The organism is Enterobacter cloacae complex sp. OE43NF (assembly GCF_023544405.1).
Taxonomy (GTDB): Bacteria; Pseudomonadota; Gammaproteobacteria; order Enterobacterales; family Enterobacteriaceae; genus Enterobacter; species Enterobacter cloacae.
The window spans coordinates 20,304-32,188 of record NZ_JAMJFW010000003.1; the positions used below are offsets into that span (position 1 = coordinate 20,304).

General features: G+C 55.8%; 12 protein-coding genes. 6 read left to right on the forward strand and 6 right to left on the reverse strand.

Annotated elements, in window-relative coordinates:
* Window positions 1–87: 87 nt before the first annotated feature.
* The 3 genes from M8370_RS02485 to M8370_RS02495 are packed head-to-tail and all read left to right on the forward strand — an operon-like array spanning window position 88 to window position 2,225.
* On the forward strand, window positions 88–1,110 hold the full coding sequence (locus M8370_RS02485) for a hydrolase (RefSeq protein ID WP_013099052.1): 1,023 nt from the start codon (window positions 88–90) through the stop codon (window positions 1,108–1,110).
* Complete coding sequence (locus M8370_RS02490; protein ID WP_250020449.1) at window positions 1,107–1,325, forward strand: YheU family protein; 219 nt, start codon at window positions 1,107–1,109, stop codon at window positions 1,323–1,325. Before M8370_RS02485 ends, M8370_RS02490 begins: the two co-directional genes overlap by 4 nt.
* 30 nt (window positions 1,326–1,355) lie before the next feature.
* A complete protein-coding gene (locus M8370_RS02495; protein ID WP_114519295.1) occupies window positions 1,356–2,225 on the forward strand; it encodes a phosphoribulokinase in 870 nt (289 codons plus the stop codon).
* 66 nt (window positions 2,226–2,291) lie between these two features.
* Here M8370_RS02495 and M8370_RS02500 read toward each other — a convergent pair whose 3' ends face one another.
* Window positions 2,292–2,696: an OsmC family protein gene (locus tag M8370_RS02500; RefSeq protein ID WP_028027906.1), complete on the reverse strand. Its 405-nt coding sequence runs from the start codon at window positions 2,694–2,696 to the stop codon at window positions 2,292–2,294.
* A 310-nt stretch (window positions 2,697–3,006) separates the two neighbouring features.
* Here M8370_RS02500 and crp point away from each other — a divergent pair, with 310 nt between their 5' ends.
* Window positions 3,007–3,639, forward strand: coding sequence for a cAMP-activated global transcriptional regulator CRP (gene crp / locus M8370_RS02505; RefSeq protein ID WP_000242758.1), 633 nt, complete (start codon window positions 3,007–3,009; stop codon window positions 3,637–3,639).
* Window positions 3,640–3,696: 57 nt separating this feature from the next.
* Window positions 3,697–5,784, forward strand: coding sequence for a YccS/YhfK family putative transporter (locus tag M8370_RS02510; RefSeq protein ID WP_013099057.1), 2,088 nt, complete (start codon window positions 3,697–3,699; stop codon window positions 5,782–5,784).
* On the opposite strand, the gene argD is transcribed toward M8370_RS02510, so the two are convergent.
* From argD to ppiA, 4 genes are all read right to left on the reverse strand, one after another.
* Window positions 5,781–7,001: a bifunctional acetylornithine/succinyldiaminopimelate transaminase gene (argD, locus tag M8370_RS02515; RefSeq protein WP_250020450.1), complete on the reverse strand. Its 1,221-nt coding sequence runs from the start codon at window positions 6,999–7,001 to the stop codon at window positions 5,781–5,783. The genes M8370_RS02510 and argD overlap by 4 nt on opposite strands.
* 86 nt (window positions 7,002–7,087) lie before the next feature.
* Window positions 7,088–7,651: an aminodeoxychorismate synthase component 2 gene (pabA, locus tag M8370_RS02520; RefSeq protein ID WP_013099059.1), complete on the reverse strand. Its 564-nt coding sequence runs from the start codon at window positions 7,649–7,651 to the stop codon at window positions 7,088–7,090.
* Between the two features lie 30 nt (window positions 7,652–7,681).
* Window positions 7,682–8,266 (reverse strand): putative adenosine monophosphate-protein transferase Fic, encoded by a 585-nt coding sequence (locus tag M8370_RS02525; protein ID WP_248725683.1) that lies wholly within the window; start codon window positions 8,264–8,266, stop codon window positions 7,682–7,684.
* A gap of 105 nt (window positions 8,267–8,371) precedes the next feature.
* Window positions 8,372–8,944, reverse strand: coding sequence for a peptidylprolyl isomerase A (gene ppiA, locus M8370_RS02530; protein WP_013099061.1), 573 nt, complete (start codon window positions 8,942–8,944; stop codon window positions 8,372–8,374).
* A gap of 278 nt (window positions 8,945–9,222) precedes the next feature.
* Here ppiA and tsgA point away from each other — a divergent pair, with 278 nt between their 5' ends.
* Window positions 9,223–10,407: an MFS transporter TsgA gene (gene tsgA / locus M8370_RS02535; RefSeq protein ID WP_250020451.1), complete on the forward strand. Its 1,185-nt coding sequence runs from the start codon at window positions 9,223–9,225 to the stop codon at window positions 10,405–10,407.
* Between the two features lie 18 nt (window positions 10,408–10,425).
* Here the strand turns inward: tsgA and M8370_RS02540 are convergent, their stop codons facing one another.
* Window positions 10,426–11,727, reverse strand: a complete 1,302-nt coding sequence (locus tag M8370_RS02540; protein WP_023619836.1) for a cytosine deaminase — start codon at window positions 11,725–11,727, stop codon at window positions 10,426–10,428.
* Window positions 11,728–11,885: the final 158 nt, after the last annotated feature.

The window sequence follows — 11,885 nt, forward strand, 5'->3', positions numbered from 1 at the left end:
GATCAGTTCATGCTTCGGAAAACCAGGCTAAACGGGGTACAATTCGGAAGGTATAGTAAATTTCTGACAAGAATCAGCATCGCCCTTATGACCCAAATCATTCCCTCAGACTTCGACCTCACCGCCGAAGACAGCACTGATTTCGTGCCCATGCGCGGCGTGGCCAACTGCCACCTGCAGACCATGCTGCCGCGCCTGATCCGCCGCAAGGTGCAGTTCACTCCGCACTGGCAGCGGCTGGATTTGCCGGACGGTGATTTTCTGGATCTCGCCTGGAGCGAAGATCCCGAACAGGCGCGCCATAAACCCCGCCTGGTGGTGTTTCATGGTCTGGAAGGCAGCCTGCATAGCCCGTATGCCCATGGGTTAATCCAGGCGGCAAAAGCGCGCGGCTGGCTGGGCGTGGTAATGCATTTTCGGGGATGCAGCGGCGAGCCGAATCGCCAGAAACGCATCTATCACTCCGGCGAAACCGAAGATGGCACCTGGTTTTTGCATTGGCTGCGGGATAATTTCGGCACCGTGCCGACGGCGGCGGTGGGCTATTCGCTCGGCGGAAATATGCTGGCCTGTCTGCTGGCCAAAGAGGGAGACGCGGTACCGCTGAATGCCGCGGTGATTGTCTCTGCCCCCTTCATGCTGGAACAGTGCAGCTACCACATGGAGAAAGGCTTTTCCCGGGTCTATCAGCGCTATCTGCTCAACCTGCTAAAAGCCAATGCGGCGCGCAAGCTGAAGGCCTATCCGGATACCCTGCCAGTAAGCCTGCGTCAGTTGAAAAAGGTCCGCCGCATTCGTGAGTTCGACGACCTGATCACCGCCAAAATTCATGGGTTCGCCGATGCCATTGACTACTATCGTCAGTGCAGCGCCATGCCGCTGCTCAGCAAGATCACTCAGCCGACGCTGATCATTCACGCGAAAGATGACCCGTTTATGGATCATCACTCCATCCCTGCACAGGAATTTCTGCCCGACAACGTTCACTATCAGCTGACCGAGCACGGCGGCCACGTGGGGTTTGTCGGCGGAACGCTGCGTCGCCCGAAAATGTGGCTGGAGACGCGCATTCCTGACTGGTTAACCCCTTACCTGGACGGTGCAACATGATTATCCCCTGGCAGGATCTGGCGCCCGAAACGCTCGATAATCTGATCGAAAGCTTTGTCTTGCGTGAAGGCACCGATTATGGTGAACATGAACGTTCGCTTGAGCAAAAGGTCAACGATGTTAAACGCCAGCTTAAGAGCGGCGACGTGGTGCTGGTGTGGTCTGAACTGCATGAGACGGTCAATATCATGCCCCGCAACACGTTTCACGGCTGATCTTTCAACCTTTCCAGTCAGGGAGTTGCTATGTCTGCCAGACATCCGGTTATTGCCGTTACGGGGTCGAGTGGTGCGGGAACCACCACCACCAGCCTCGCGTTTCGCAAGATTTTCGCCCAGTTGAATCTCCGCGCGGCGGAGGTCGAAGGCGACAGCTTTCACCGCTATACGCGCCCGGAGATGGATATGGCCATCCGCAAAGCGCGTGATTTGGGCAAACACATCAGCTACTTCGGCCCGGAGGCCAATGACTTCGGCCTGCTGGAGCAAACGTTTCAGGAGTACGGCCGAAGCGGCAAAGGCCAGTCCCGCAAATATCTGCACACCTACGACGAAGCCGTTCCCTGGAATCAGGTCCCGGGCACCTTTACCCCCTGGCAGCCGCTGCCGGAACCTACCGACGTGCTGTTTTACGAAGGATTGCACGGCGGCGTGGTGACGCCGCATCACGACGTGGCGCGACATGTGGATCTGCTGGTCGGCGTGGTGCCAATCGTGAACCTGGAGTGGATCCAGAAGCTGACGCGAGACATCAGCGAGCGCGGCCATTCACGCGAGGCGGTGATGGATTCGGTTGTGCGCTCAATGGAAGATTACATCAATTATCTGACACCACAGTTTTCCCGCACCCACATCAACTTCCAGCGTGTGCCGACGGTGGACACCTCCAACCCGTTCGCGGCCAAAAGTATCCCGTCGCTGGATGAGAGCTTTGTGGTGATCCATTTCCGCAATCTCGACGGCATCGATTACCCCTGGCTGCTGGCGATGCTGCAGGGCTCGTTTATTTCTCACATGAATACGTTAGTGGTGCCCGGCGGAAAAATGGGGCTGGCGATGGAGCTGATCATGACGCCGCTGGTGCAGCGGTTGATGGAAGGGAAGCAGATCGCATAATCATATCCCCTCTCCCGGTGGGAGAGGGTTAGAGTGAGGGCATCAACACGCACGATGCCCCATTAATCACGCCTCGATCACTTCATACGAATGGGTAATTTTTACCGCTTTCTCCAGCATTAATGCCACAGAGCAGTATTTCTCCGCAGACAGATCCACCGCGCGTGAGACGGCAGCATCTTTCAGCGCTTTCCCGGTGACAACAAAATGCAGGTTAATGTGCGTGAACAGGCGTGGCGCCTCTTCGCGACGTTCTGACGTGAGCTTGACTTCACAGTCGGTCACATCATGACGCCCCTTTTGCAGAATCGACACCACGTCAATCGCGCTGCATCCCCCTGCCGCCATCAGCACCATCTCCATTGGGCTGGGTGCTTTATCGCCGGAGTTACCGTCCATCAAAATCTGGTGTCCCGACGAGGACTCGCCCAGGAACGTTAAACCTTCTACCCATTTCACGCGCGCTTGCATATTCATTAGCTCCAACGTTGCATTTTTGGTGACAGATTACGCGTGCGTTACATTTCTCGCAATGGAAGGCGACCTGCGTCATGCTGAAGCGAGACACCAGGAGACACGCGGCGAAAGCTATGCTAAAACACTCTGGATGCTACAGTAATACATTGACGTTACACATGTATGCAGAGGACATCAAACTTTACTGGCTGCGAAACGTTACGACAGCCGACTTCCCAGGTATGGGTAAGAATTCGATTGCAACCCCAGAGTCCGGATGCATCTTATGACTCTGGTGACAGCTTATAACAGAGGATAACAGCGCATGGTGCTTGGCAAACCGCAAACAGACCCGACTCTCGAATGGTTCTTGTCTCATTGCCACATTCATAAGTACCCATCGAAGAGCACGCTGATTCACCAGGGTGAAAAAGCGGAAACGTTGTATTACATCGTCAAAGGCTCGGTGGCAGTGCTGATCAAAGATGAAGAAGGGAAAGAGATGATCCTTTCTTATCTGAACCAGGGCGATTTTATCGGTGAACTGGGCCTGTTTGAAGAAGGCCAGGAACGTAGCGCCTGGGTTCGTGCAAAGACAGCATGTGAAGTGGCTGAAATTTCCTACAAGAAATTCCGTCAGTTGATTCAGGTTAACCCTGACATCCTGATGCGTCTTTCTTCGCAGATGGCTCGCCGTCTGCAGGTGACATCAGAGAAAGTGGGTAACCTCGCCTTCCTGGACGTGACCGGCCGTATCGCGCAGACCCTGCTGAACCTGGCGAAACAGCCAGACGCTATGACCCACCCTGACGGCATGCAAATTAAAATTACCCGCCAGGAAATTGGTCAGATCGTCGGTTGCTCCCGTGAAACAGTGGGCCGTATCCTGAAAATGCTGGAAGATCAGAACCTGATCTCCGCCCACGGTAAAACCATCGTGGTTTACGGAACCCGTTAATCCCGATAAAACGGCGTGCCATCGCAAGGTGTCACGCCGTTTTTGTCTCTACTCCCCATGTGGCGCAGGCTGATTTATCACCCGGAAGTTAACTACGCACTGCGACAAACGCTGGTGTTGTGCCTTCCTGTGGCCGTGGGCCTGATCCTTGGGCATCTTCAGCAGGGGCTGCTGTTTTCACTGGTTCCCGCCTGCTGCAACATTGCCGGTCTCGACACCCCGCATAAGCGTTTTTTCAAACGTCTGATTATCGGCGGTTCGCTGTTTGCCGGGTGTAGCCTGGCCGTGCAGCTTTTGCTGGCCCGCGATATTCCGCTGCCGCTAATCCTGAGCGTGCTGGCGATGACGCTGGGGGTGACCGCCGAAATCAGTTCGCTGCACGCGCGGTTACTGCCCGCCTCACTCATCGCGGCCATCTTTACCCTGAGTCTCGCAGGTAACATGCCAGTGTGGGAGCCGCTGCTGATCTACGCCCTCGGTACGCTATGGTATGGCCTGTTTAACTGGTTCTGGTTCTGGCTGTGGCGGGAACAACCGCTGCGTGAATCCCTGAGCCTGCTCTATGTCCAGCTTGCGGAGTACTGCGAAGCCAAATACACACTGCTGACCCAGCATACCGACCCGGAAAAATCGCTACCGCCGCTGCTGACGCGCCAGCAGAAGGTGGTGGATCTGATAAGCCAGTGCTACCAGCAACTGCATATGCTGGCCGCCAACAAGAACCACGAATATAAACGGCTGCTGCGCACCTTCCAGGTAGGGCTGGATCTGCAGGAGCATATCTCCGTGAGCCTGCACCACCCGAAGGAGGTGCAAAAGCTGGTGGAGCGCAGCCATGCCGAAGCGGTGATCCGCTGGAACGCGCAGACCGTGTCCGCACGCCTGCGGGTACTGGCCGACGACATTCTTTATCACCGTTACCCCACCCGCTTTAACATGGACAAGCAGCTCGGCGCACTGGAGAAAATCGCCCGCCAGCACGAGGATAACCCGGTAGGCCAGTTTGCCGCCTGGCACTTCAGCCGTATTGCCCGCGTGCTGCGTACCCAGCGCCCGCTCTATCCCCGCGATCTGATGGCGGATAAGCAAAAGCGCCTGCCGCTACTGCCTGCGCTTAAAAGCTATCTCTCGTTTAAATCTTCCGCCCTGCGCAACGCCGCCCGGATTAGCGTGATGCTGAGCATCGCCAGCCTGATGGGCATGGCGCTGCATCTGCCCAAACCCTACTGGATATTAATGACGGTACTGTTTGTCACCCAGAATGGCTACGGCGCCACGCGGGTGCGTATTCTGCACCGGGCGGGCGGAACCATGGCGGGGTTGATTATCGCAGGCGTAACGCTGCACTTCCACGTGCCGGAAGGCTATACGCTGGCAGGCATGCTATTGATTACCCTGGTGAGCTACCTGATCATCCGCAAAAACTACGGCTGGGCGATGGTGGGCTTTACGGTCACGGCGGTATACACCCTGCAATTGCTTACGCTCAATGGCGAACAGTTTATTGTCGCCAGGCTTATCGATACCCTGATTGGCTGTCTGATTGCCTTTGGTGGTATGGTCTGGCTGTGGCCACAATGGCAAAGCGGCCTGCTCAGGCAGAACGCCCACGACGCGCTGGAGGCCGACCAGCAGGCTATCCGCCTGATCCTGAGCGACGATCCGCAGCCCTCCCCGCTGGCGTATCAGCGGATGAAGGTCAACCAGGCGCATAACGCCCTGTTCAACTCGCTGAATCAGGCGATGCAGGAGCCCGGCTTTAACTCGCACTATCTGGCGGATATGAAGCTCTGGGTGACGCACAGCCAGTTCATCGTCGAACATATCAACGCGATGACCACGCTGGCGCGTGAACATACCATGCTGACGCCAGACCTGGCGCAGCGCTATTTGCAGTCGTGTGAGATTGCCCTGCAGCGGTGTCAGCAGCGTCTGGAGTATGACGCGCCGGGTGAATCGGGGGATTCGAACATTCTGGAAGCGCCGGAAACGCTCACCCATGGGCCAATGAGCACCCTGGAGCAGCATCTGCAACGCATTCTGGGGCATCTGAACACCATGCACACCATTTCGTCGGTGGCATGGCGTCAGCGTCCGCATCACGGCATCTGGTTAACGCGGCGGTTAAAACGAACCGAGTATTAGCCTTTAACGATCTTCGCGACCGCCGCGGCAAAGCGGGTCAATCCATCTTCAATATCGTTCTCTTCGACCACCAGCGACGGCGCAAAGCGCATCACGTCCGGGCCGGCGTTGAGTACCATCACCCCTTCGTGAGCAGCGGCGTGCAGGAAATCGCGTGCGCGGCCTTTGTACTGCGGCTTCAGCTCAGCGCCAACCAGCAGTCCCATGCCCCGGATCTCGCTGAAGACGTCGTACGTTTCGTCGATCTGCTGCAGATGTTTCACGAACAGCTCGCGCTTCGCCTGAACGCCGCTTAATACCTCCGGCGTATTGATGATATCAAACGCCGCACCGGCGATGGCGCAGGCCAGCGGGTTTCCGCCGTAGGTGGAGCCGTGAGAGCCAACGTGGAACGCGGAAGCGATCTCCTGGGTGGTGAGCACCGCGCTGACCGGGAAGCCGCCGCCGAGCGCTTTGGCGCTGGTCAGAATATCCGGCGTCACGCCGTAGTGCATATAGGCGAACAGGGAGCCGGTACGCCCCATCCCACTCTGGACTTCATCAAACACCAGCAGCGCCTGATGCTGATCGCACAGCGCGCGCAGCCCTTTGAGGAATTCCGGCGTTGCCGCCGTCACGCCACCTTCACCCTGAATCGGCTCAACCACGACCGCGCAGGTATGGTCATCCATCACCGCTTTCACCGCATGCAGATCGTTAAACGGCACATGAATGATATCGGCGGGTTTCGGACCAAAGCCGTCGGAATACTTCGGCTGGCCGCCAACGGAAACGGTAAACAGTGAACGACCGTGGAAAGCGTTATGGAAAGCGATGATTTTGGTTTTGTATGGGCTGTGGCGTGTGGAAGCGTAGTAGCGCGCCAGCTTGAAGGCGGTTTCGTTGGCTTCGGTCCCGGAGTTCATAAACAGCACGCGCTCGGCGAAAGTCGCGTCAATGATCTTGCTCCCCAGGCGCAATGCCGGTTCGTTGGTAAAGACGTTGCTGGTGTGCCACAGGGTTTCGCCCTGGGTTTTCAGTGCCTCGACCAGTGCAGGATGGCAATGCCCCAGCGCCGTCACCGCAATCCCCCCGGCGAAATCCACGTACTCTTTCCCCTGCTGATCCCAGACGCGGCTGCCTTTTCCCTTTACCGGGATAAACTCGGCCGGTGCATAAATCGGCAGAATGACTTCATCGAATGTCGCGCGGGTAATTGCAGATTGTTCAGTTGCCATGTCATGACCATCCATTTTATGTCACATTGATTGTGAAAATATAATCACAAAATATGCATAAAAAATCACAACAAGGCAACAGATATTCAGCGATTGAGGAAATTAGCCAGTAGCTGGTGCCCCTGTTCGCTGAGAATACTCTCCGGGTGGAACTGCACCCCTTCGAGATCCCATTCACGATGGCGAATGCCCATGATCTCCTGCGTCTCGCTCCAGGCGGTCACCTCAAAGCAGTCGGGCAGCGTCGGCGGGTCAATCACCAGAGAATGGTAGCGCGTGACGGTTAACGGGTTATTTAACCCACTAAACACGCCTGTGCCGGTGTGGGTAACCGGTGAGGTTTTACCGTGCATCACCCTGGCAGCGCGGACGATGGTGGCGCCAAACACCTGCCCGATGGCCTGATGGCCAAGGCAGACGCCAAGAATCGGCAGCCTGCCAGCGTAGTGGCGGATCACATCCAGAGAGATTCCCGATTCCGATGGGGTACACGGCCCCGGCGAGATAACGATTTTCTTTGGGGCCAGTGCGTCAATCTCGGTCAGGCTGATGTCGTCGTTACGGCGGACAACCACCTCTGCACCCAGTTCACAAAAATACTGGTAAAGGTTCCAGGTGAAGGAATCGTAGTTATCAATCAGCAGAATCATGGCGGCTCCCGAAAAAAATGCCGCCCTATTCTACTCAGATTCCCGCACTTCGCTCACTACTTTGGCAAAGATAGCGTTCAGGGCGGACAAATCTCCCGTTGCGCCGCTCTGGTTAGCCGCGACCCACTGCTCAGGATCGATATCGCGCCAGTCCAGCAGGTAACCCGCATGGATCGCCAGCTGTTCAAAGAAAACGCGCTGAGCAATGCCATTACCGCTGGCAAAAGGATGCAGCATATTGATTTCACAATAGTAATGGCTTATCCGCTCGATAAACTCCTCTTTCTGAAGACCCACCAGGTACCGGTCGCTTTCCAGTGCCGACATCAACTCATTGCCCATCTTCTCAATGTATTCGAAATGGCAAAAAGGAATGTCCCCTTTGAAAATATCGTCCGTACGGTATTCACCTGCCCGTTTCATCTCTCTACGATACAGATGGCGGTGAATAAGGCACAGATGGGGCAACCCAGGCGCTGAAGGCCCAAGTTCCAGCGTCTCAATCTGGGGGTCTGAAGGACCATGACCCTTTTCAAGGAGACAACTGGCCTGAAAATTGACGTTACGCTGCTGCTCCCAGAGACGGGATTTTTGCTTATCGGTGAGTTTTTTCACTTAACGTCTCCCTGAATATGTCCGTTTGCCAAAGTATAAGCAGCAAAACGCGCTTTCGCAGGGAGGGCTAACAACACGGGCGAGACGCGCCCGTGTCAAAGAGGATTACGGCAGTACTTTTGCAGAGAGGATCACGACCGGTTTGGATGGTACATTCTGGTATGGCCCAACGTCGTGGGTCTGTACCTGAGAAATCTTGTCCGCCACGTCCATCCCTTTTACCACTTTACCAAACACCGCATAGCCGAAGTCACGCTGGCCGTGGTCGAGGAAGGCGTTATCCGCCACGTTGATAAAGAACTGGCTGGTAGCGCTGTCTTTATCCGCCGTACGCGCCATGGCGATGGTGCCACGGGTGTTCAGCAGGCCGTTGTCCGCTTCGTTTTTGATCGGTGGATTCGGCTGTTTCTGCTGCATCTGCTCGTTGAAACCGCCGCCCTGCACCATAAAGCCTGGGATCACGCGGTGGAAGGTGGTGTTGTTGTAAAAGCCGCTGTTTACGTAGTCGAGGAAGTTTTTCACAGAAACCGGGGCTTTCTGGCTATTCAGTTCCAGCTCAATATTCCCTGCGGAGGTGGTCAGCAGAACATGAGGGTCCCCTTTTGCTGCCAGCGCAGCCGGGGAAACGGCAGAAAGAGCAAACACAGCTGCGACAGCCGCCAGTGTTGATTTGAGCATGAGAATTCCTTAACAAAGCGCAGTATAAAAAGCGAATGGCTTGATTCTAAAGAGCAGTATGAACGGAGACCAGCCTTTTACCTAATTTTACGAAATTGAAACAGTTGTTACCGCGCAAACGATTGGTTATGACGCAATTTTATGTGATCGTGATCACATAAAAACCTGCAATGAAGCTCATATTTTCTTTAAAAGATATGAATGGATCACTTTCGCGACTAAAATCTGCCCGCTCTCAGCGCCTATCCGGCGCTTTTCTTTTCCTGAACAGGCCAGACATGACTAACAGCAATCGTATCAAGCTCACATGGATCAGCTTCTTCTCCTACGCCCTGACCGGCGCGTTGGTGATCGTCACCGGGATGGTGATGGGAAATATCGCAGACTACTTCCAGCTGCCCGTTTCCAGCATGAGTAACACCTTCACCTTCCTCAACGCGGGGATCCTGATCTCCATTTTCCTGAATGCCTGGCTGATGGAAATTGTTCCGCTGAAAACGCAGCTGCGTTTTGGTTTTGTGCTGATGGTCGCCGCCGTGGCGGGTCTGATGCTGAGCCACAGCATCGCCCTGTTCTCCGCCGCCATGTTCGTGCTCGGTCTGGTCAGCGGGATCACCATGTCGATTGGTACCTTCCTGATTACCCATATGTATGAAGGCCGTCAGCGCGGCGCGCGCCTGCTGTTTACCGACTCCTTCTTCAGCATGGCCGGGATGATTTTCCCGATGGTCGCGGCCGTTCTGCTGGCGCGCAGCATTGAGTGGTACTGGGTCTACGCTTGTATCGGCCTGGTTTACGTGGCCATCTTCATTCTGACCTTCGGCTGCGAATTCCCGGTTCTGGGTAAAAAAGCACAGACCACGGCAGAGCCTGTGGCGAAAGAGAAATGGGGTATCGGCGTACTGTTCCTCTCCATTGCCGCACTGTGCTACATCCTGGGTCAACTGGGCTTTATCTCCTGGGTGCCGGAATACGCCAAAGGTCTGGGCATGAGCCTGAACGACGCGGGTAAACTGGTGAGCGATTTCTGGATGTCTTACATGTTTGGCATGTGGGCGTTTAGCTTCATCCTGCGCTTCTTCGATCTGCAGCGCATCCTGACCGTGCTGGCAGGCCTGGCTACCGTGCTGATGTATCTGTTCATCAACGGTTCCCCGGACCACATGCCGTGGTTCATTCTGACCCTGGGCTTCTTCTCCAGCGCCATTTATACGTCGATCATCACCCTGGGCTCCCTGCAGACCAAAGTGGCCTCGCCGAAGCTGGTGAACTTCGTACTGACCTGCGGCACCATCGGCACCATGCTGACCTTTGTGGTGACGGGCCCGATCGTCGCCCACAGCGGTCCGCTGGCGGCGCTGCACACCGCTAACGGCCTGTACGCCGTGGTGTTCATCATGTGCTTCATCCTGGGCTTTGTAACCCGCCACCGCCAGCATAACACTGCAGCGGCGTCGCACTAATCCCTGCGCCCCTCTGCGCTACGCAGAGGGGCTGTTTCTGGCAAAACTTATCTCTTCTCCCCCGCTATCCATCTGGATCCAGGTCTGCGCCAGCTGCGTGGTGGCAATAATCCGCCCCTGCCGAATGGACCAGCGCACCGGCACCTGACAGCGTACCGCCTCAAACCCACTCTCTGCAGGCAAAATCACCAGGTTCGCCGGGTTACCCGTCTCAATACCGTAATCGCTCAGGCCAAAGGTGCGGGCGCTGTTATGGGTGATCAGGTTCAGGCCGCTGTCAATTTGCGGGTAGCCCATCATCTGACAGACGTGCAGCCCCATATGCAGCACCTGCAGCATATTGCCGGTACCGAGCGGATACCATGGATCAAACACATCATCATGACCAAAGCAGACGTTAATGCCCGCCGCCTGTAGCTCCTTCACGCGGGTAATGCCCCTACGCTTCGGATAGTCGTCAAAGCGCCCCTGCAGGTGGATATTCACCAGCGGATTCGCCACGAAGTTAATACCCGACATCTTCAGCAGGCGGAACAGCCGCGAGGTGTACGCGCCGTTGTAAGAGTGCATGGCGGTGGTGTGGCTGGCCGTGACCCGCGCGCCAATGCCAGCTTCATAGGCCAGCGTGGCGACCGTCTCCACAAAGCGGGACTGCTCATCGTCGATTTCATCACAATGAATATCCAGCGGACGGTCGTATTTCTTCGCCAGGTCAAAGGCGATATGCAAGGACTGCACGCCGTATTCCCGGGTGAATTCGAAGTGCGGGATGGCACCCACCACATCCGCGCCCAGCGTTAATGCCTCTTCCAGCAGCGCCGCGCCGTTCGGGTAAGAGAGAATGCCTTCCTGCGGGAATGCCACGATTTGCAGCGTCACCCACGGGGCGACCTCCTGTTTAACCTCCAGCATCGCCTTCAGGGCGGTAAGCGTCGGGTCGGAGACATCCACGTGGGTGCGGACAAACTGGATCCCGTTGGCAATTTGCCACTTCAGCGTTTTCCATGCGCGCGCTTTGACATCTTCATGGCTGAGCAGCGCCTTACGCTCCGCCCAGCGTTCAATCCCTTCAAACAGCGTGCCGGACTGGTTCCAGTGTGGCTCTCCCGCCGTCTGCGTGGTATCCAGGTGAATATGCGGCTCAATAAACGGTGGAATAGCAAGTCCGCCGCGGGCATTCAAGACCTCATAGCTTTCGCTGTGGGTCTCGTCCATGGGCGTGATAGCACCAAACCGACCGTTCTCAATGGCAATCTGCCACAGCCCTTCGCGATCCGGTAAACGAACATTCTGCACAAGCCAAAGCGGTGATGTAGACATACCTTTCCTCTGAAAAACGCGGCTGAAATTAAGGAGTACCTGTTTTTACAAAAATAGCCACTCTTTTTGTACATAAAATCGACGACAACGAAAAGCCAGCGATTTCCATAACTTATAAAAATCCTGACAAATCATACATCTACCACCTAGGGAGTAGG